General features: G+C 51.9%; 18 protein-coding genes. 6 read left to right on the top strand and 12 right to left on the bottom strand.

The window, feature by feature from the left end; all coding sequences use genetic code 11:
• Window positions 1-25: 25 nt before the first annotated feature.
• From ptsP to VXK30_RS04575, 12 genes are all read right to left on the bottom strand, one after another.
• Window positions 26-1654, bottom strand: coding sequence for a phosphoenolpyruvate--protein phosphotransferase (gene ptsP, locus VXK30_RS04630; RefSeq protein ID WP_275712980.1), 1629 nt, complete (start codon window positions 1652-1654; stop codon window positions 26-28).
• A 13-nt stretch (window positions 1655-1667) separates the two neighbouring features.
• Window positions 1668-1925 carry an HPr family phosphocarrier protein gene (locus VXK30_RS04625; protein ID WP_275712981.1) on the bottom strand — a complete coding sequence of 86 codons (258 nt, stop codon included), beginning with the start codon at window positions 1923-1925 and terminating at the stop codon, window positions 1668-1670.
• 116 nt (window positions 1926-2041) lie between these two features.
• Window positions 2042-3235 carry a DHHW family protein gene (locus tag VXK30_RS04620; RefSeq protein ID WP_275712983.1) on the bottom strand — a complete coding sequence of 398 codons (1194 nt, stop codon included), beginning with the start codon at window positions 3233-3235 and terminating at the stop codon, window positions 2042-2044.
• 92 nt (window positions 3236-3327) lie between these two features.
• A complete protein-coding gene (locus VXK30_RS04615; protein ID WP_329494215.1) occupies window positions 3328-4632 on the bottom strand; it encodes an MBOAT family O-acyltransferase in 1305 nt (434 codons plus the stop codon).
• Between the two features lie 346 nt (window positions 4633-4978).
• Window positions 4979-7798, bottom strand: coding sequence for a hypothetical protein (locus tag VXK30_RS04610; protein WP_275712987.1), 2820 nt, complete (start codon window positions 7796-7798; stop codon window positions 4979-4981).
• Between the two features lie 81 nt (window positions 7799-7879).
• Window positions 7880-8140, bottom strand: a complete 261-nt coding sequence (locus VXK30_RS04605; protein ID WP_275712988.1) for a hypothetical protein — start codon at window positions 8138-8140, stop codon at window positions 7880-7882.
• A gap of 244 nt (window positions 8141-8384) precedes the next feature.
• Window positions 8385-9647 (bottom strand): hypothetical protein, encoded by a 1263-nt coding sequence (locus tag VXK30_RS04600; RefSeq protein WP_329494212.1) that lies wholly within the window; start codon window positions 9645-9647, stop codon window positions 8385-8387.
• Window positions 9648-9674: 27 nt separating this feature from the next.
• The gene (locus tag VXK30_RS04595) at window positions 9675-11024 is read right to left on the bottom strand and encodes a hypothetical protein (protein ID WP_275712990.1); all 1350 of its coding nucleotides are present in this window, start codon (window positions 11022-11024) and stop codon (window positions 9675-9677) included.
• Between the two features lie 92 nt (window positions 11025-11116).
• Window positions 11117-12472 (bottom strand): hypothetical protein, encoded by a 1356-nt coding sequence (locus tag VXK30_RS04590; RefSeq protein ID WP_275712992.1) that lies wholly within the window; start codon window positions 12470-12472, stop codon window positions 11117-11119.
• 145 nt (window positions 12473-12617) lie between these two features.
• The gene (locus VXK30_RS04585) at window positions 12618-13133 is read right to left on the bottom strand and encodes a hypothetical protein (protein WP_275712993.1); all 516 of its coding nucleotides are present in this window, start codon (window positions 13131-13133) and stop codon (window positions 12618-12620) included.
• Window positions 13130-13579 (bottom strand): type IV pilus modification PilV family protein, encoded by a 450-nt coding sequence (locus tag VXK30_RS04580; RefSeq protein ID WP_275712994.1) that lies wholly within the window; start codon window positions 13577-13579, stop codon window positions 13130-13132. The genes VXK30_RS04585 and VXK30_RS04580 overlap by 4 nt, the downstream gene beginning before the upstream one ends.
• The gene (locus tag VXK30_RS04575) at window positions 13569-15284 is read right to left on the bottom strand and encodes a hypothetical protein (RefSeq protein ID WP_275712995.1); all 1716 of its coding nucleotides are present in this window, start codon (window positions 15282-15284) and stop codon (window positions 13569-13571) included. The genes VXK30_RS04580 and VXK30_RS04575 overlap by 11 nt, the downstream gene beginning before the upstream one ends.
• A 222-nt stretch (window positions 15285-15506) precedes the next feature.
• On the opposite strand from VXK30_RS04575, the gene VXK30_RS04570 reads away from it, so the two are divergent.
• From VXK30_RS04570 to VXK30_RS04545, 6 genes are all read left to right on the top strand, one after another.
• The gene (locus VXK30_RS04570) at window positions 15507-15950 is read left to right on the top strand and encodes a prepilin-type N-terminal cleavage/methylation domain-containing protein (protein WP_275712996.1); all 444 of its coding nucleotides are present in this window, start codon (window positions 15507-15509) and stop codon (window positions 15948-15950) included.
• 133 nt (window positions 15951-16083) lie between these two features.
• The gene (locus VXK30_RS04565; protein WP_275712998.1) at window positions 16084-17676 is read left to right on the top strand and encodes a hypothetical protein; all 1593 of its coding nucleotides are present in this window, start codon (window positions 16084-16086) and stop codon (window positions 17674-17676) included.
• Window positions 17673-18239: a GspMb/PilO family protein gene (locus VXK30_RS04560; RefSeq protein ID WP_275713000.1), complete on the top strand. Its 567-nt coding sequence runs from the start codon at window positions 17673-17675 to the stop codon at window positions 18237-18239. The genes VXK30_RS04565 and VXK30_RS04560 overlap by 4 nt, the downstream gene beginning before the upstream one ends.
• A complete protein-coding gene (locus VXK30_RS04555; RefSeq protein WP_275713001.1) occupies window positions 18236-19012 on the top strand; it encodes a prepilin peptidase in 777 nt (258 codons plus the stop codon). The genes VXK30_RS04560 and VXK30_RS04555 overlap by 4 nt, the downstream gene beginning before the upstream one ends.
• Before the next feature lie 11 nt (window positions 19013-19023).
• On the top strand, window positions 19024-20700 hold the full coding sequence (locus VXK30_RS04550) for a GspE/PulE family protein (RefSeq protein WP_275713003.1): 1677 nt from the start codon (window positions 19024-19026) through the stop codon (window positions 20698-20700).
• A gap of 11 nt (window positions 20701-20711) precedes the next feature.
• Entirely contained in the window at window positions 20712-21755 is a 1044-nt protein-coding gene (locus tag VXK30_RS04545; RefSeq protein WP_275713005.1) for a type IV pilus twitching motility protein PilT, read from the top strand.

Raw genomic sequence — 21755 nt, 5'->3', positions numbered from 1 at the left:
CGGAAGGCTGTTCTTTTATTTGATCTTATAACTCGACTTGCTGGACCGCCTTGCGCAGCTCAAGCACTGCGGACGGAGTAACTGAAAGCTCGCTGATTCCGATTTTGACGTAGAATTCCGTCAGCGTAGTATCCGCGGCGGATTCCCCGCAGATGCCCACCCAGATACCGGCATTCTTTGCGCTCTCCGCCGTCTTCTCAATCATGCGCAGCACTGCGGGATGGCGCGAATCAAACATCTTGGAAATGGTATGGTTCATACGGTCGACGGCCAGCGTGTACTGCGTCAGGTCGTTGGTGCCGATGCTGAAGAAATCGACTTCCTTCGCAAGCAGATCGCTCAGCATGACCGAAGCAGGCGTTTCGATCATAATTCCCATCTCAATATCCGGAGCGAACGCGATCTTCTCCGCGGTCAGATCCTTTTTGACCTTCTCCACAATTTTCTTGATCTGTTTTACCTCGTCAACCGAAATAATCATCGGGAACATAATGGCCAGCTTTCCAAAAGCGGAAGCCCGGATCAGCGCTCTGAGCTGGGTAACGAAAAGCTCCTGACGATCCAGGCAGATACGGATCGCGCGGTAGCCCATCGCAGGGTTTTCCTCGTGCGGGATGTCAAGATAAGGCACCTGTTTATCCGCGCCCAAATCCAGCGTACGGATAATCACGCGCTTTCCGCCCATTTTTTCCAGCACCCTTTTATAGGCCTTGAACTGATCTTCCTCGCTGGGGAAGTTCTTGCTTTCCATATACAGGAATTCACTGCGGAAAAGGCCGATGCCGTCCGCATCGTTTTCCAATACCATGGAGACATCTTCCGGATGGCCGATGTTCGCGTTGATTTCAATGACCGTTCCGTTCTTTGTAACGGCTTTGGTTCCTTTCAGCAGATTTAACTCATGCTGATAATTTTCAAACTCCTGCTGCTTCTTCCGGTACTCCTCAAGCATCTGCTCATCCGGCTCAAGGATAACGTCTCCCGCGGCGCCGTCTACAATAATGGAGGCTCCGTCCGTCAGCTCGCCGTATCCGCCCGCAAGCCCAACCACGGCGGGAATTCCCATCGTCCTGGCCAGAATGGCCGAATGGGAGCTTTTGGAGCCTTCGCGCGTGACAAAGGCAAGGACCAGGTCCTTATCCATCTGTACGGTCTCGCTGGGCATCAGGTCAACCGCGCCGACAATCGACCGGTCGGTCAGGCAGTCCAGTCCATTGGCAAGGGTCTCGTCAAGATTGCGGATCAGCCTCTTGGAGATATCGACAACGTCCGCCGCGCGGCCGCGCATATATTCGTCGTCCATCTGCGCGAACATCTCGGAAAATTGCCTGCCCGCCTGCCATACGGCGTATTCGGCGTTCACTTTGTCATTCTTGATCGCGTCCTGAATCGTGTTGAAATAGTCCTCGTCCTGAAGCATCATGATATGTATCTGAAAAATCATGGAATTTGCTTCTCCAACACGCTTGAGCGCTTTCTTGTAGATTGCGTTGAGTGCCTCTACCGCCGCGTCTTTGGCAGAGTCAAGCCGGGACAGTTCCGCAGAAACGTCCGTAATGCTCTTTTTTTGAATATGATCGTCAATATTGACACAAAGGGTCAGTTTTCCAATTGCGTAACCCTTTGATGCAGCGACTCCGTGTATTTTTTTCATCTTACCACCAGCCTTACAGATTTTGTTCACAGAATTCTTTGATTTTCAGGCAGTCCGCCTCCTCATTTTCACCCTCAACCGTAACGGTGATTTCATCGTCCTTCTTTACGCAAAGGCCCATGACGGCAAATAATTTCTTTGCGCTTACTTTCTTGGAATGAAACGTAATGCTGATGTCCGATGAACAGGAAGACGCCAATTTCACAAGGAGCCCCGCCGGTCTTGCATGAAGCCCCACCTCATCCTTTACAATATGTTGGAACGCCTGCACACTAACCAAACCTTTCTTAAAATTTATTTTTAATATTCCTAATAATCAGATTTTCTATTTTGTAAATATGACTAAAAATATTGTATCAATTTTTCGTGATTTGTCAATCACTGTTTTTACCGTGGGCTCAACTTATTCGCCACTAATACATCACAAAGCTGCTTAATACTGTAGACCGCAGCCGTATCAGTGATTGCATTTTGTTGAATATAGTCATAAATATCCTGATTGTAATATCTTGGATCGATAATATGAATTTCCTGAAAATTTGTCGCCAAAAAGGGCACCATGCTGTTTGCATAAGAATCCTTGATCATCAGCAGCTTCCTGCCATTGCTTACCGTGGAGCTCTTTACGACGTCAACACTGTGGTTTCCGCCGAGAAATACGGAGTATTTATCTTTCTTTTCCAGGTATTCTTTCCAGTAAAGGCTGTCCCTTTGCTGCTTTCCGGTCTGCTGTGTCAGTACAGCCGTCTTTTTATATAACGGCAGATACAGCACGTCGGGCGCCTGTGTGGTCAAAATCGCTTTGGAATACAGTGTTCCCAGAAAGGAGTCCGAAACCGCTTCAAAATCAAAATCTTCCTGCGGAGTCGGCCGGATATCCATAGCCTTTACAAGCGCCTCGTAGCCCTTATAGGCGCCGAAAGTGTTCCAATGATGATCTGTCTTATAATAGTAATCGTTCCCTGTCCGGTCGCTCAGCGTATCAAAAAGATCGATCACCTTTGTATTCTCCCCCGCACCGGCCTGAATGGCGTTGAATTCCTCACGCTGGTCGTGGCTTGGCGCGGAAAAAGGAAGCCTGTCCTGCTGCTCCTGCGCACCGGAAGGCACGGGCATAAAATAGAACGGGAGGCCCGTTTTTTTCGCGAAGAGACGGATCGCCGCCACATTGCGTGTAAAAGTATCGGTGTGGTTTGGCAAAAGCACTTCATAAAGATGGCCGTCTTTTCCGAAATACACGCCGCCTTCCGCAGGGGTCCGGCCGTAGTTGGAGCCGAGATCCCGCTTCCCCATCGTCAGCTGTATACGGGTATTGAGCGCAATCGACGCCTTGCGAAACATAAAATGGTCGCCGACGTAGCTCTCTATGGAATCCATAAAGGAACCGTTCGCAAGGGAAGCCAGCGTCACTTTCGGGGCTGACTCCAGCACACGGTTTTCATCCTCTGAAAAGTCCTGTTTCGGTGCAAAGATCAGGTACATTGCTCCGATTAGGATCGTCATTAGCAGAACCATCGTGACAACGACGGCTTCTATCTCACATTTCTTACTATTTTCTTTTATATTCAGAAATAATTTCATGTTATCCCCTTAAAACACCGATGTGATTCTTATCACGATATCGCGGAAATCAGCTTTCTGTCCGGCTGACGGAACAGAAAATGGAATCCTCACTAAAAGCGGAAATACAGGAACGGATTGTAAGAATTATCGATCAAAAAGGTCATTGACATCACGAAAAGGCAGAGAAAACCAAGGCTCCAGACAATTTTTCCCGGCGTTCCGCTTTTGCGAAGCCTTTCCGTCCAATCAGCGACCAATGTTGAGCTGCAGAGCGCCGCAATGATCAGCAAGGGCGCACAGGTAACCAAAGAATAGACGCCCAATTTGTCCGCGCCGGGTGCGAATCCAAACATCGCCCCAAGCACCCCAAAGGCTTTCCGAATGTCGAGATACGAAAAGAATACCCATCCGATCACCGCGGCTAAAAAGCTGTATAACCACTGAAAGAACGCCGGAATCCTGTCCAGCCATTTTTGAAGGAACAGCTTTTCACAGATGATCAGAACCGCGTAATAGGCGCCCCACATCGCAAAATTCCAGCTGGCGCCGTGCCAGATTCCGGTGAGCACCCAGACGATCGCAAGGTTGCGGACATTTTTCATCGTGGAGCAGCGGTTGCCGCCGAGGGGGATGTAAACATATTCGCGGAACCAGGTTCCCAGTGTAATATGCCAGCGACGCCAAAATTCCGAAACGCTGCGGGAAATATACGGATACCGAAAATTTTCGGGAATCTGAAAGCCGAACATCCCGGCAAGGCCGATCGCCATATCCGAATAACCGGAAAAATCAAGATAGATCTGGAAAGTGAAGGCCAGAGCGCCGAGCCACGCGGTCAGCGTACTGGGATTTCCCAGATACTGCACTTTGTCGGCAAGCATCGCGAGGTTGTTTGCCAGCAGCACCTTTTTAAAGAGACCGACCAGAAACCGCCTGCCGCCGGAGGTGAATTTTTCCAGCGTTTCCTGCCGGTTCTGCAGCTGCTCCGCCAAATCTTCATAACGCACGATCGGGCCGGCGACCAGATGCGGGAAAAAAGAAATATACGCGCCGAAATCAATGATATTGCGCTGCGCCGGCGCTTCTCCGCGATAAATATCAATGGAGTAGGAAAGCGATTCAAACGTATAAAAGGAGATGCCGATCGGCAGCGCAACCGCGGGCAGCGGCACAGAAAAACCGGAAACCGAGTTGAAAGTTTCCACCAGCAGCCCGGAATATTTGAAAAAGCCAAGCAATCCTAAATTGACACAAATACTGATGATTAAAAAAACGCGGGCTTTTGCCTTTTCATCACGGTATTTGCTGATAAAATACCCGGCAATGTAATCGAAAACCGTAGTGAAGAGCATCAGGAAAACGTAGACAGGTTCCCCCCACGCGTAAAAAATCAGGCTGAAAAGAAACAAACACAAGTTTTTAAACTTGCGCGGTACAAGAAAATAAGTAATTAGAACCACCGGTAAGAAAACAAAAATAAAAAACAAGCTGCTGAATATCATTTTACCGTTCCCCTGCGTTTGTATAATATCTCTATTTTACGTTATCCCGCCTGTTTTTTCAAGTGACAGTAAGAAAACAATCCTTGTAAAGTATCGTATCCTTGCGCCGCCAACATGCAGACGGTACGCTTACTTTTTAAAAGAGCAGCACAAAGCGGCGGCCTGGGCTTTCGCCCAAACCGCCGCTACGCAAATACAACTATACTTATTTTGTTGAGATAGTAATAATTTGATTAAAAGAGTCTGTGCAATCGATTACTTAGCCAACAGTAGCAACAAAGGTCTTAACACCGTTTACATAGATGCCAGCTTTTGCGCCAACTTTGCCGACAGAAGTGATCTTGTAGAGATAATCGTTACCATTCTTGGAAACGAACTCCGCTTTGAAAACGCCCGCGGTGCCGACAGCAAAGCTCGGTGTTGCAGCGGCAGTAACCTTAACAGTGTACGCGCCCTTAACGGTCAGATCCTTGGTTGTGTCTGTTGTGAAAGCAGGAGCTTTTACAGTAGCAACAAGGAGCTTATTGCCGTTGAGGTAGATACCCGTTGCAGCGCCAACGTTGCCGATTGCAGTAATCTTGTAGAAGTAGTCGTTGCCGTTCTTGGAAGCAAGTTCTACCTTGAAGACACCGGCAGTACCGGTTGTGAAGGTCGGAGTACTTGCGGAAGTAATCTTGAACTGATAGGTGGAACCCTTCGCAACGGAGAAGTCATCATTTGTGTCGGAAGTAGCTTCCGGTACAGCAAGAGCAGTAATGTCGCAAGTAGCCGCATCATAATCTTCGATTTCTTCGCCATCCTCGTCATAGAGGGTAGCGGTCAAAGTTGTCTTGTTCTCAGACTCAAAGTCCTTATCAATGCTTACAACGTCAACCTTGGCAGTGTTGCCAGTGGTGGTCAATGTGAAGACATCTTCGCTGCCGCCGTCAAGTTCCCACTTAATGGTTGCGCCAGCCGGGAGAGATGTTCCGGTCGGATAAGCGGAAGCGGTAAAGGTTTCGGAATAGCCTTTCGCGATCTTGGAAGAAGTCTTGTTAATCGCGATACCAGCAAAAGCAATCGTCTTGATCTTGAAGGTATCAACATCGTTGCCGGAAGATACATCGAGCGTAAATCCGAAAGTATCCATATCGTCAACGTCGACCGCGTCTTTATCGGCCTTGAAAACGGTTGTTCCGGGAGCCAGAGTCGCGTCGGAAAGCTTCAGCGTTACGTTGGAAGCACTTTCGCTGACATACAATTTGCCTGCCGCGATCTTCAGTGTGCCGTCGCCGTCAATATTCTTGACATTGACAGAACCAGTGAATGTTGCGCTTGTATCGCTATCAATCGAAACAGTATCTGCAGCGAGATCACCGGTTACGGTCAGAACAGTATCCTCATTTTCAGTGGAAACCGTTGCTTTCTTTGCGTTCTTCGGCGCAGGAACTGTGCCTACAAAAGCATCATCGGAATCATCGCCGAAAGCGAATTCTGTCTCATAATAATCCGCATCAATCGTGCCAACGGACAGCTTACTTTCGCCCTTGATAACGGTCTTGCCAGCGTCTGCGCTGATTACAAGGCCTTTTACGGTCAGTTTTGCGTCGTCGGAAGTAATGGTTGCATAAGGAGCGGTGATCGTACCAACAGAAACAGCAACATCCTCATCATCGGAAGTAACAATAACTGCGCTGTCAGAATCAATGTCGCCTACTGTGCCAGCCTTGACTTCTACGTCCTTGTTGGAAGCGTCTGTGTTGTCAATATTGCCGACAACAGCCTCGTCACCATTGACAGTAACTGTACCATCATCTGTGGTAACATTTCCGACCGTACCGCCGGTTATGTCGACATCACCTTTGTCCAGATCAACTTCGCTGACTTTACCGTCGGAAATTTTCAAAGTCCCGAGTTCACCAGAAATTTTGGCAACATCGGTTTTCTCGCCAACACTAACATCTTTTGCATAGTTGTCCGGGAAGATGACTTCACAATCTTTCACATTTGTCTCTGTCAAAGTACTGCCGGCATCAGAGAGAACTGTTGTGGAGCCGGAACCCTTTTTAATGCTGATATTGACTTGAGCACCCTGAACATATCCATCAATATACTGTACATCGACTTTCTTATCGATCTTGGTTTTTAAGGTGTATTTGTCCTCGGATTCCTTAGAAGCCTTGTATACATCATCGTCATCATCATATTCCAGCTTCTTTACGTTAATCGTAACACTGCCGGTCTTAGCGTCATCCTCATATTTGCCACCAGTGACTGTTCCTCTACCGACTATGACATCCAACTCAGAGTTTGGCGTTCCGTCCGCAACCGTATTTCCGTCGGAATCTGGTGCCGGAAGGCCACTATCTTTAAAATGCACATCATCCTCACCGCTGGTCATTTCATAGGAGTAAACATCACCATCATCGACACCCGAATTAAGAGTAATGTTGTCTTTAGCGTCAACCAACTGTACCTCATCAAAGTCGGCTAACGGGGAACCGCTGTCCTGAACAGCCTTATAAATACCGATTGTCTTCTCAGCGTTTTTGTTCTTTGCAAAGGTCTTGAACTCGTCGAGTCCTTCGCCAGCTGCATAATCACCAGGCTTTGCTTCGCCGAAAACGATGTCGCCCTGATCATAGGCATAAACCGTGAAGGTTGTTCTGCCTTTTACGGTGTATTCGGTATCGTCTTCGTCGTCCGGGTCAGTGTAGTCGCCGGCAAACAAAACGGAAAGGACTTCCGTGCCGGACTTGTTTTTGAGCTTCAATGTGGCATCGCCATCATCAACGTCCACAGAAACCAGCTTGTCACCGGAAACATGGGAAACCGCAATGATGTCAGGATCACTTGCCTCACCATGATCCTTTGTTTCCAGCTTGAATTCGTTGTCATTGCCTGTAATCCATGCCTTAAGGCCTGTGACATCATCATTATCGCCGTCATTGTTGACAAGATAAATCTCGTCATGTTCAGTACCACTAATGGTTCCGCTTAGCGTCTTATTAGCCGCGAAAGCGAAGTTTGCCGAAAAGCTGGTGACTACAAGTGCTAAAGCAAGCACAAGAGAGACAACTTTTCCTGTGATTTTTTTCATCCTTTTTGTCCTCCTTAAAATAGTTCGTTTTGCGTATTTGCGTGTGCTATGAGAATTTAACATACATGTTCGCCATGGGTGTTAAGATTTTCTCCCCTGACTCGCAGCAATTTTGCGGTACACTCTGCCAATGATGCGTTTGGCATAGCCGCAGCCGCAACTACCGCTCATATGTTTAATTGGATTATAAGATATTTGGTAATCAATGTCAAGTAGATAATGGACATATTTTTCAATAAAATTTGCACAATTCCTTAAGATTTTCCAGTATTCAAGCCATCTTTCCCCAAAACGATGGAAAACATTGGAACAACAGGAAAATGATGCACCGGAATTTTCCATTTTACTCCTTCCGCCGCGCCGGGCGGACCATGCGGTCGGCACGCGCCTACGGCGATTCTCTCAGGAAGATTGTGCTTGCCGACTCCCTCCGTCGCGCCGGGCGCGCCACCTCCCTCACGGAGGGAGGCAGGGGTTCGTTCTCTTCAGGCCCCCTCCCGGAGGGGGCTGGCGGGCGATAGCCCGACTGGGGGAGTTCCGCGCCGGCTGGGTCGAACTCCTTCCGACGCGCCGGGCCGGGGGAGTATCAGTTAATATTCGCCGGTTTTCCGTCGCACAGGCACGAAGGCGCCCGATTGGGAGAAATCACCCGAATTCCGCAGGGAGCGACAGCTTCCGGGTCCCGGCAGCAGGGGCATTTGATCGTCAGTCCGGGGGGAGACAGCTCGTAGCAGCAGCTCAGCCGGTTGCAGGAGCACCCGCTGCCCCGCATCCACGGGCAGCTGGTACAGTCCGTACAGTGACGGATGGCGGGCAGATCGAGGTATTCGCCTGCAATGGATTCCTTTTCCATAGGATTCCCGTGGGTCATTAAAATATGAGAGGCGCTGATTTCCCCGAAAATATGGCTCCAAGCGCGGGAAACGCCGTGCTGGGGCGCTTTTAAGATGTAATAGCCGTCGTAAAGCCGGGGGGACACCGCGTCCATGCTTTCCGGTTCCGCCGCGCCGGTCATCAGGATGTCGTCGGTGCTGGCCTCGCTTTTGCGCCGGTTATGGAAGATCACGCCCGACGCGCGGCATTCAAACGCGTAAGCGGCCCGTGTGGTCGGGCGGCCGAGAATTTCCGCGATATCCTGCGCCGGGGGCAGCTCCCGCAGCTGAGGGGCGAGCTGTTCGATCCTGTCATACAGCTCCGCCATTTGGCCGATGTTTGTCTGTTCCACCGGTGAAACGCGGCAGCAGGCCGCGTACGCGGCGCAAAACCGCTCCTTCAGGCGCAGAAATTCCCGTGCCGCCGCGGGCAGAAACGGCGAGGACAGGCAGACGTTCATACTTTCCACCGCCGAAGAAAACAGGTCTGTAAACGGGAATGCCTGTGCGGCGGGCCACAGCACGTCATAGTCCACTTTGTCGAAGCGAAAACTCCGGTCCGCCTGTAAAGGGAAAATACGGTCCGCCCCCGTTTTCGCCGCGAGAACCGGCAAAAGCCTCAGCACGGCGGTGTTCAGGTCAAAAGTTCCTTCCTTCTGTTTTTGGAACACATGCGCAAACAGGGCAAATTCCAGCATCAGCGGCCTTCCCTTTTTATCGCAGGGAGAGACCGGCAGATAAATCCTGTGAAAATAGTTCGGATTGACCCGGAGAATCCAGTCCAGCGCCCGCAGCCCGTCGTCATGCCAGTGGGTCAGCAGGAAGCTGCGGGACGTCATGCCCGCATACCGCTTCATAAGGCCGGAAACACCGCCGAAAGCCGTTTCCCCGCAGTCCGCCATCAGAATGTTTTTGTCCGCCCCGCACAGCACGACGCATTCGCCGCGGTTCATTTGATGCAATTCCACACTCCGCATTTCCACACCCTCATCCAGGCAATCGCCCTAAATACGTTTATATCCCGAATAATACCGGTCCTCACGGAATTCACCCGTAAAGACGATTTCCCCATCCTGATTGTATTCCGTACCGTGACCGTGGCGCAGGCCGTCTTTCCATTCCCCGGTATAGATCAGCCGTCCCTGTGCGTCGAAAGCCGCCCCGCTGCCGGTGGGGATGTTGTCTTTCCACCGTCCTACGAAAATAGAACCGTCCCTGGAGCTGTAGGATACCCCTACCCCGTCGCGTTTGTTGGCTTTCCAGCCGCCCACATAACAGATTTTGCCGGACTTATAATAATACGCGCCGAAGCCGTCGCGCTTGTCGTTCAGGTAATTCCCTTCATAGGCGGTACAGCCGTTCTGCATCTGGGTACGCCCCCGCCCCTGCCGAAGCCCGTCGATCACCTTGCCGAAATAGGTATAGCTTTCCTCCGCGCTGATGACGATGCGTTTCGTACCGCGCTCCACACGCAGGGGAAGATCATCGCTGACCCGCGGTCCCCCGTTCAGCCCTTTCCCGGCGACCGTATAACGAACCGGCGGCGCGGGCAGTGCCGGCAGTTCCTCCGTGCTGTAGAGTTCATGGTCCGCGGCATAATCCGGTTCAGCCGGAACCGACGCAGCCGGAAACGGCACAGCCGCAACCTCCTCCGCCGGTTTTTCCGGCGCGGGGCGGTCGTTTTCAATATAGACAAAAGGAACCGCTTCTTCTTTCTTATCATCGGGGCCGGGCCATTCGGGAATCACGCTTTCTTTTCCCGCGCTCAGGTCCTTCATCACCGCCATGCGGCGCTCCGTTTCCTTTAACGGGCAGTAGAAAAAGCCTCCCCCGTCCGTTTCCGCGTAGATTTCCGGCTCGCCCGCGATGGCGTTCACCAGGCTCTGCCGGGCGGTCGCGCCGCAGCTTTCGCTTGGGAAAAGCTCCACGCGCGCGTATCTTCCCGTTTCCGGAACAAGGCGAAGCAAAACGAGGCCGTCATTCCCCTCGTTCGGCTTTAAAACCGCCTCCGGACGGGCCGTATTTCCCGAGTAATAAGCGGTCTGCAGCCAGGCGTGGTCCCTGCCGAACCGGGCTTTGCCGACGGTTTCCCCCGCGCCGTTGCGCGTCAATATGTAATAGCCGTATTTCTGACGATACGCCTTCTGGAGAACCGTCTTTCCGCTTGTCATCCTCCACGAAAACTTTCCGGGACCGATTTTATAGCGGACGGCGAACTCCATTCCGGCCAAACAGCCGCCGGTTTTGCCCGATTTGCTTTTGCGGGTCGTCAGATAGCCGCGCCGTACTTCCGTAAGAACCGCACTGTTTTGGGCACTGCCGTCATACCGTCTGTAACAGACCGTATAAAACATCCGAAAGCCTCCCCCTCATGCAGTTGTTTCTATTATATATGATAATGCACGGCGCATGCAATAGGTACCGGGCAATTGGCCATGGTTGTTTTTCATTCTCTGCCGCCGGCATATTTCAGCTCGTAAAGATTGCGGAAATAGCCGGTTCCGGGCATGGCCCAGTCATAAAAAGTGATTCTTTTCAGGTCGCTGGTTCCCCCGCTCTGAACGATGAGTTCGTCCGAGCATTCAGAGGTGCAGGCGCTGGTCGTCATAGGGGTAAAGAGCTTTACCTGAACACCCCATTTTTTCTTTGTTTTCTCGTCAAGGGCAAATTCATGCTCCAAAAATTTGCAGGGATAAAACAAAGAAAAGCTGTAATTGCAGGAAATATTTTCAATAAACGGCGTAATAAAGCAGTATTCATAAGAAATGTTCACGGCTTCCCCCGCCACGCCCGGATAGAGACGGAACCGAAAATCCACTTCGGTACTGGTAGTCCCGCCGATATGATCGTGCGCCTGCCTGACGGTCAAAAGCTGCTCCGCGCCCGTATAACGCGCGTTTTCATGCAGATTGAGATATTTCACGATCGGAATATGGTTCACGGTACAGCTAAACTTTTGAAAGGTACTTCGGATCATTGCTTCCTCGGGCATATCCACATAATGATTGAGCGACTGGCGCAGGACGACCTCCTGCGGCCTGAGCGTCTGAAGCACGATCTGCTGGCGCCCTTTGATTGTGCGCACCATTTGTGCGGCGTCCTCAGAAATGGAAATCACTTCCGTACGGTGAACATAATTGTAAAACGGTTCGCCCGCCTGATTCTGCACAAACCGGTCAACAAGGTCCACCACGGACCTTCCGTCGACGACGGTATTGATCTGGCGGCGGATATTCGCCGCGTACACCACATTTAAAAGCTGCCTGAGCTTCGCGTCATCGAAGGTGTCTCGGTTAATGACATCGCATATTTTCTGATAAAGGATGTCGGACTGCACCGGGCACCGGGAGACCATGCAGCCGGAAAAATCCATTTCCGAGTTGGCGTAGGCCTCTTCATAACAGCAGCGGATAAACCGGGGGATTTCAGCCGTGCACAGCTTTTTCGCGGCATCGTCGTCCACCGGCCCGGCTCCGGTCAGGGCTGACGCCGCGTTTTCCAGCTTTTCTGAAATCAGATAGCTGTCGCAGATCATCCGCGCATACGCCGAAAAGCGCCTGACGGTGCTGCCGGAGGGCGCGAACGACTGTACCACCCCCTGAGCAAAACCGGCGCCGATGACATCGGGGTGCATTGCGGACGGCATCTTATTCAGCTTTGCGTGCCTCAGCTTGGAAACGGTGGATTCCGAAACGTGGAAAATACGCGCCAGACGCTTATACTTTATTCCAAGCGGTTCCCCTGAAAGAGATGTAAGAAAATCATTAAACAGCAATGCCTTTTTCATGCTTTTCGCATTCATATTTCTGCTCCCAACCTACGATGATGCTATGAATTTCCTTTAAAATCATCATTTTTTGGTATTATTTACCATATTATAGCATATTCACCCCGGCAGGGAAATAGAAATTCTTTACTCATTTACCGAAATTGCGAAATTTCCGGAATCAATCCGAAGACGTAGGAGCGGTGAGATCCATAAAAAGGCATTCCTCCCTGTTTCCGGTCAGGTCGGCCGCATCGCCGCCGGTACAATTATTCAGTACCGTTCCGCCCGCCAGCCGATAGGTCCCGTCCTTCGATATAATCGTATAGGAAAGAAGAGTCCCCTCCACCTGAAATTCCACCCGCCCGATTCCGTCAATGGAGGCGAGCTCCTCCGGAGACGCGCCGTCAGCCGGTTGCTTCGTGACGCGCAGCACATTGCCGGAAAGCGTAAACACAACGCCCGCATCCGAGCCCTTTGACGAAGAAATCTGAAAAGCGGTGGACGCGTACCGCTGGATGTAGGTTTCCGCAAGAGCCGCCTTCTGCTGGTTGGCGGCGCTTACCGTACCGCTTTTAAAAAAATTGCCGCCGAGGAACAGCACGGCGCACGCGGCCGCGATCACGATCGCCGTAAAGGCCACCGCGATAATCAACTCCACCAGCGTCATGCCCTTTTTACCGCGCAATTTCCTCATGACGCGCCGCCGTCCTTTGCTGAAAACGCTGTCATCTGCACGCATTTTCTGCCGCCGCCGTCCGTAAAATAGACGGCGGCCTTGATCCGATAGCCCTCAATGCCGTCCGCGTCCTTTTCCACGGAAACAAAGGTGAACTGCTGATCGTTTGGAGATGACGGGTCCGGGAAATCCGCGTTTTCCACATATTTCGCCCCGAGGACCCCGGCGGTTTTCAGCGAATCCGCGTCCGCGCCGTGCAGCTCCGTAATAAGCGCGTCCGCGATTTCCTGCGCCTGGGCCGCCGCGCCGCTTTCCGTGCTTTTGGAAAGGATCGTCCGCTGGGAAAAGCCGATCGTCGAAAGCACCGCCGTAACGACCAGCGCCAGGATCACGACCGCGGCGAGGACCTCCACCATGGTCGTGCCTTTCCTGCTCCTGAAATTTAAAAACATCCTATTCCCCATCGGTATAAACACCTCCGGTAATCTCCGTTCCTCCGCCGCCGCCCGAACCGCCGGACGGGTCGTCTATAGGTTCGGTATCGTTGAAAAAGTCCTTCGCGTCGTCGCTGAACAGATTCAGCTGCCGTACTTCATACCACCCGGCTTTGATCTGATATTTGCGGACAATTCCATTCTGATCTTTATATTCAACCTGTAGGGTGTTCGGAATATGCAGCCGCACAGCGTCGCCGGGGTCCTGCGCTTCCAAAATGAACCGGGCGGCGCTTCCGGAATGCGTGATTTTCGGCTGGCTGTCCCCGCCGCCTGCTTCCGTATCGCTGTGTCTGACATTGAGCGTAATGCTGTCAGATTGAAAGGCCACTGTTTTATATTCCGGAATTTCAAAATTCGTACCGACGTTGACATAGAGAAGATTGATTTCTTTTGCATAATAAATATTGGAAATATTCAGATAGTATTCATCACTGTTTTGGTTATTATTTCCCAAGAGAGCGTTTCCCCATTTTCCGACATCATTCAGATACCAATAAACAATTTGTTCGTCATCATTATAATGGTTGGAATTTGGGTTCGCACGATATAATTCTCCCGGATTAATATTGGTATCTTCTATCTGCTTTTTATAAGAAACAAACGGCGGTACAAATCCGACCCCACTGTTATAACGATTTTTTAACAGGCCGGTGATGATTCCCTGACCGCACCAGTTGGAGCCCCGGTTGTTATCCCAGCTGTCCCCTGTAATCATGTTCTCTTCGTTGCCGACAATAAAATCCACGTCATCCTGATTGATGCCGTCCGGAAGTGTACCGTCTTCTATTTCTTCCAAATCACCGGGTTTGAGATCATAAAGGTTGATATTGTTCTTAAAGGAATAATATCTTCCTCCTTCAGCAATAAAATCTCCATCTTTCTTTACATCTTCTCCAAAATAAATAATCCCCTGATTTTTATCTGAGTAAGTTTTCAGGTTTAACGGCCGATAAGGGCCCTGCGATTCTTTATAACAATCGATGCCTCCCGCAATATAAATAAAATCGGATTTTAGCGTCACTTGATTTCCATCATAAATAGTAATGGAAATCCCGTTATTTTGTCCCAAAAGATATATCTGTGGCGCGGTAAGCACATTATTCCCGGAGGTCTGCCGGGGCAGGTGTGAAACCACCGGGTAAACAGACGTGGAATTTGGCGAAAACGTCGGATTATAGGGATAAAAGACTTCATTGCCTGCATATCCGTTGCTGGCCACAAGAAAATCATGGGCAACAGAACCGCTTCCCCCGCTCCCCTCATCCTCTTCCGTCGTAAACTGGTAGCCCAGCTTCCTGACGCGGTCGGAAGAACGGTACTTTGCGCTGGCCGTAATCAATTTATCTGTGTTGTCGTAAGAAGCGATCGCGTTGGATTCCCCGGTGGGACCGATTTCAAAGCCCGGACCTTCGGCGGTCTTTAAAACGGTGAAGTCGCCGGTGTCGGGATTCCGCAGCACATACGCGCGACCGTATTCTATAGCGGATTTTGCGTCGAGGTAGGCCTGACGGCCTTCCAGGCTGTTCGTGGCGGAATCCAGGTTGAATTTGGCGCTGAAAACCAGAGCGGACGCCAAAATCATCAGAGCCGCCGAAACCACGATGACATATGCCAGGGCAGCACCCCGTTTGGAACCCGTCTTCATCCGTCCGCACCTCACTTTCAGAATCATCTTGATTATAGCCTGATTGCGGGAAGAGCGCAAGAATTTTCAACGGATGGCGAATTTTGATATTTCAGGGAGAAAATGCCTTAATAAAAAACATTTTTTGTAAATTCACGGAGTTTATTGACAGAAAAAACAATGGGCTTTATAATCAGAATATAAAAGATAGAAGCGGTTCTTATTTTTCCTTTCTTACTGAAAATTAAACAAAAAAGAGGTAGAACGAATATGGTAAAAACCCTGCGAAAAACAAATAAAAAAGGCTTTACCCTTGTAGAACTCGTCATTGTCATCGCCATCCTCGCCATTTTAGCGGCCATTGCCATCCCGACCGTCAGCAACGTCATTTCAACCGCCAATGAAAATGTGGACAAGGCCAACGCGCAGACGGTGGAGCTGGCGCTCAAATCTGCTCATGCGGAAGCAACTGCCGGTACATGGAAAGGTGCACCAGATGCAGATGCTTTAACTGTCCAAGAGGCTCTGGACCATGAAGGTATTTCTGAACTTCCTCAGATAAAGGGCGATGGGTCTTACCGTGCTATCAATGGAAAGATTAGCATTTCAAAGAGTGATAATGATGGTAAGACATTTGATAACGACAACTATGATACTGTTACTGTAAAAACCGTTTTAGATAACAAGAGTAAAGGTCCTGGCTCATTTTCATAAAATTTAGATTCATGATTGCAAGCCCCGGGAAACCGGGGCTTGTTCCATACACATGAAAAACCGATTGCCGCAAATAACAGGATAATGTATAATAGTATCGAAATTGAAACAGTAAAGTGTGGTGTCAGCCGCTTTGAACGTGATTCTGCTGCAAACGACCCGCAGGGCGCTTTACCTGACGTGGGTAAAATATACGCGAAAACCGGTTTTCGGGCTGCCGCAGTGCTTTGAGCTGCCCGAAAGCATGCGCGGCGGAAAGACCTGCGATGATCTCCCCGCTTTTGCGAAATATGTGCGGGAATGCGCAAACTCCGTGAACATGGGAACCAATAAGATTATCTTCTGCCTGGAAGACGATCCTGTCGTCAGCAAAGAGTACCAGCACCTTCCGTGCAAAAAGAAAGACCTGCTTTCCCTGGCCGGGCTGGAAGCCGAAACGGTGCTTCAGGACGGCGTGGACAGCTATATGATCCAGAACTACGAGTACAACCGTGTGAACCCGCTCACCGGCAAGCTGACAAGCTCCCTTTTCGCGGTAAAAACCAAGCTGCTCGGAGACATTCGGAAAGCCTTTTCCAAATACGGCCTTCACGTCATGAAGATCGTTCCGCCCATCAGCGGATTATTACACGCGGGCAAATCGATTCCGGCTGATCGGGATCAGACGATCGCCCTGCTCGATTTTGACTACGCAAAAACACGCCTTGTCCTTTTTCAAAACGGGATGCCCGTTTTTCAGAGAACCTTTGAAACGGTTTTCGACGACATTGTCGAAATCATCATGCGAAACCGCTCGGTGTCCTTTGCCGACGCGGTCAGAAGCGTGACCACCTACGGATTCACCGTGGAAAACGACGAAGCCGCGGCGCGGCAGATTTCCGATCTGCTGGACGCCAGCGTCAGCGAGGCCATCCGCAATATCCGCATGGTTCTTTCCAGCGAGCGTCTGGAACTGAATCGGCTGATTCTGTGCGGGGGCCTTTCCATTGTGCCCAAATTTGACGAATTCTGCGCAAGATTGGAACTGGATATTCCGATTGAAAATATCGCTTCCCTTTCCGTTCCCCTGCCTGCCGTCAACGCAGCTGCAAAAAGGGCCGGGTTCCAGCCCGCCGCCTTCTTCACCGCCGCGGGGATCCTGGCCGCCAAAAAGGCCGAGGATATCGATTTTCTGCTTCTGGTAAAATCCATATCGGGCACCCGGGCGGCAAACGTGGCCGTGCTTGCCGTCATCACGCTGCTCGCCGTCGGGGTCATGGCGCTGGAACCGATTGTTTACCTGTCCGCGCTGAAACAGCAGGCGCAGGACAAGCGCGCCCTGAACGACCCGAAATATACGGAGGTAAAAGCCCTTTTACAGGAGCAGAGCGAACTGGAACAGCAGCTTTCCAAACTGAAAAGCGACCAGAAGCTGCTTCCCTCCGGCAAAAGCAATGCGAAAGAAATCACGGACCGGCTGATCAGCCAGATCACCGCAAAAGCAAAATCGGTGGACAGCTGTGAGCTGGACAATATGACCGGCACCGTCTCCCTTACCTTTACGACCGCAAATTACAACGACTATCTGACCGTCAAGCGTCAGGTGGAGTCCAACGGCTATTTTGCAATTGCCGTGCCGTTCCGGGCCGAAGTCGGTTCCGACGGCCTGTGCGCCTGCAGCGTTTCCCTCAGCGTAAAGGACTTCATCCCTTTGGTATCGGGCGGTAAGGACGGTGGACAGCAATGAAAAGTGTAAAAGTATCCGGCGTCCTGCTTTATCTGTTCGGTTTTTCTCTGGTGCTTTTGCTCTATGTAAACTATATCTTTCTCCCCCTGAACCAGAAGGTTTCCGATCTGAACGGAGAGCACCTCGGCAATCTGGAACAGCTGCAGATCTATGAACTGCAGTCGGCCCGGTCCAGCGACCTGCAGCAGAAGATAGACGGCCTCAAAACACAGCTGAACGAAGAGAAGGCCGATACGACCGTAACAGGAAAAAACGTGGCCGAGGATATCGGAAAAATCGTGGGTTCCTCCGGAGTCGCGCTGAAAAGCATCAACGTCGGCCCGGAGCAGGCCGAAAAGGGCAAAACCGCCGCAAGCGGAAAACAGCTTTACACGGTATCCGTCGAGCTGAACGTCCTGTGTACCCAGGTGCAGTTGCCCGCGCTGATCGGTTCTTTTGAAAACGAGTCCGAAGGGGTCTATTTCGTCAATCGCGTGAAATACGCGGGGCCGGACGATGCCGGAAAAGTCGACGCGGTGCTCACCATGACCCTGTATTATTTTTCCGAAGGTGCCAAACAATGATCTCACTGAATGGGGCTGAGGCCGGGCGCGTTTACGACGCCGTTGTGTGTCTGTTCTGCATCCCTGCCGCGGCGGTGCTGGCAAACCTCAGCGTAGGGCTGTTCAACGCGCTGCCCGCGAGATGGTTCTGCGACTACGACGAGCAGCCGGGCGAGGATCTTTCCCGCAAAAGGCTCTTTTTCAAGCCGCACGGCATCTGGATGACGGTCTCCCTTTCCCTGTCGTTCATCCTGATTTATCTACAATATAAGGGCGATCTTTTTTTCTTTTTCGCCTTCTGCGCCGCAGCGGTCGTCCTCCCGATGGTTGCGGCGGCAGACAGTAAATATTTTATTATTCCCGATCAGTTTACGCTGGTGCTGGCTGTAATCTTTACCGCCGTGTCCGGCTACGATCTTCTGAGCGGGACCCGCCTGTTCCACACGGGCTGGTTTTCCCCTCTTTACGGAGCGGCCGCCGGGCTGATCCTGATGCTTCTGTTTGCCGTCGCGGGCAGAATCGCCTGCAGAAAAGAGGCGATGGGCTTCGGTGACGTCAAGCTTTTCGCCGCAGCAGGAATACTGACGGGGTTCCCTTCTTTCTTTCTCGTATTTTTGATGACCGTTTTCCTTGCGTTTTTCTACATTGTTTCTTTGCTGCTGCGCAGGCGGCCGATACGGAACCTCTATCTTCCGCTCGGGCCGTATCTGTGCCTCAGCCTGCTTTTGTTTCTGGCGTTTCACCGCCAGATTGAGTCCTTCGCAGTCTGGTACATGTCTTTGCTGAATATGTAAAGGAGCCTATCATGAAAATTACGAATTTGAAGCTCGGACAGATTTTGATCAATTCCGGGGTGCTCACCGAAGAACAGCTCCAGCAGGCTTTGGAGCGGCAAAAGGGCACCAATGTGCGCTTAGGAAGGATTCTGATCGACAACCGCTTCCTGACGGAAATGCAGATCATCCGTTCGCTGGAAAAGCAGCTCTCCATTCCCTACCTCGACCTTTCCTCCGTCAGCGTGGACCCTTCCCTTTCGTCGCTGGTGCCGGAGGAGCTGGCGCGCTCCAATCTGATTGTCCCCATCAGCCGCTCGGGCAGCATTCTGACCGTGGCGGTCGCGGACCCGCTGGATTACAACGGGATCAACGATATCGGAATCTACACCAAATTAAAGATGAATCCCGTCATTGCGGAACGCGAGAAGCTGGAAACGAAAATCCGCGAGCTGTACACCACTCAGAAAGCGTTTGCCGCCGCGCGGGAGCTTTCCACCGCCCAGCCGGACATCCCGCTGGACCAGCTCGAGGGACAGACCGGGACGGACCAGCCGATCATCCGCTTTGTCAACAATATGATCGAACAGGCCGTCCTGCTCAAGGCAAGCGACATCCACATCGAACCGGAGGAAAAGTCCATGCGCATCCGCTTCCGGGTGGACGGACGGCTCAGCCTTTATATGGAAACCAGCGCCGAGCTGATTCCCTCGGTGGTTTCCCGTATCAAGTTCATCGGCGGCATGAACATCGCCGAAAAGCGCATTCCGCAGGACGGCCGTATCAATTACCGGATCGGCGGCAAGGATATTGACATGAGAATTTCCGTCCTGCCCTGTGTATTCGGCGAAAAAGTGGTCATCCGTATCACGACCGCGCTCAGCTTCTCCCTTGTGAAGGAGGAGATCGGCTTTCTGCCGGAGAATCTTGAAAAATTCAACTCCCTGCTGAAAAACAATCACGGCATCCTCCTGCTGACCGGACCGACCGGAAGCGGGAAATCCACCACCCTTTACACCGCGCTGAAAGAAATCATGCGCGAGGATATCAACATTGTCACCGTCGAAAATCCCGTGGAAATGATTATCCCGAACATCACGCAGGTGGACATCAACGCAAAGGCGGGCCTGACCTTTTCCGCCGTGCTGCGCTCGATTCTGCGCCAGGACCCCGACGTCGTCATGATCGGCGAAATCCGCGACACGGAGACCGCGGAAATCGCCAGCAGCGTCGCCATCACCGGGCATCTGGTTCTCTCCACGCTGCACACCTACGACGCCCCGAGCTCCATTATCCGCCTGATCGACATGGGCGTGGAGCCCTACATGGTGTCCTCCTCCGTACTGGGCGTCATCGCGCAGCGGCTGGTGCGCACCCTCTGCCCCCACTGTAAAGAGGAATACCTTGCGGAGGAAAACGAGCTGGAGCTTCTGGGGCTGCCCAAGGATACCCGGCTGAAGCTGTACCGGGCAAAGGGCTGCAGCTACTGCAGCGGAAAGGGCTACCGAGGCAGGACCGCCATTCATGAAATCATGCCGGTTTCCACCGGAATCAAAGCCTGCATCAACAATGGAAAAAGCACGGACCAGATCCGGGAGACCGCCGTTCAGGAGGGCATGATCACGCTCGACGAAAATATCAGGAGAATCGTAATAGAGGGAAAAACCTCCGTACAGGAAATGCTGGAAGTTTACTCCCTGCAAATGTGAGGCTTGCAAGTATGGATTTTTTACAAATCGTTTCGGGCGGCGTTGCAAGACACGCCTCTGACATCCACCTGTCCGCCAATAACCGTCCCGCTTACCGCATCAACGGCAGAATGCATTTTCTCGACGTTCCCGCGCTGACGCCGGAAGAGGCGGACGGCATGATCCGCCAGTGCCTTTCCCATGAAAAATACGAAGAATTCCGGAAAACCGGCGACATGGACGCCTCCGCGGAAATCGGCGGGTGCGGGCGGTTCCGTATCAACGCGTTCCGTCAGACCCGCGGCGAAACGCTGGTCATGCGCATTATCAGCGCCGCGACGCCGGAAATTTCCGAGCTGCGCCTTCCGGCCTCCATCAGCCGGGTCCTGGAGCTGCAGGACGGCCTTGTGCTGGTGACCGGCCCGACCGGAAGCGGGAAATCGACCACGCTGGCGGCCATCATCAACGAATTCAACAAAAACCGGCACTGCCACATTATTACAATCGAGGACCCGATCGAATATCTGCATACCCCGAAAAACAGCATCATCAACCAGAGAGAGATCGGCGCGGACAGCGTTTCGTACGCGCGGGCGCTGAAAGCCGCCCTGCGCGAGGACCCGGACATCATTCTGGTCGGCGAGATGCGCGACCTTGAATCGATTTCGATTGCCGTGACCGCGGCGGAAACCGGGCATCTGGTGCTCTCCACGCTGCACACGATCGGGGCCGCCAAAACCATCGACCGTCTGATCGACGTGTTTCCTCCCCAGCAGCAGCAGCAAATCCGCACACAGCTTTCCCTGGTGCTGAAAAGCGTCATTTCCCAGCGCCTGCTGCCCACCGCCGACGGCAGGGGCCGCGTCGGAGCCTTTGAAATGATGTTCATCAACTCCGCGATCAGCAACCTGATCCGCGAGGGCAGAACGGCCAATATCTCCCAGTCCATCCAGACCGGGATCAGCCAGGGAATGATTCCGCTGGAACGCAGCGTCGACGACCTGCTGCGGCGGGGAATCATCACGGGCGGCACCGCCGGGGAATTCGGCTTTGACGCCGTCACGCGAAATTCATGA

The sequence above is a fragment of the Caproiciproducens sp. CPB-2 genome, assembly GCF_036287215.1.
GTDB lineage: Bacteria > Bacillota > Clostridia > Oscillospirales > Acutalibacteraceae > Caproiciproducens.
This window is presented reverse-complemented; position numbering and strand designations above follow the sequence as displayed.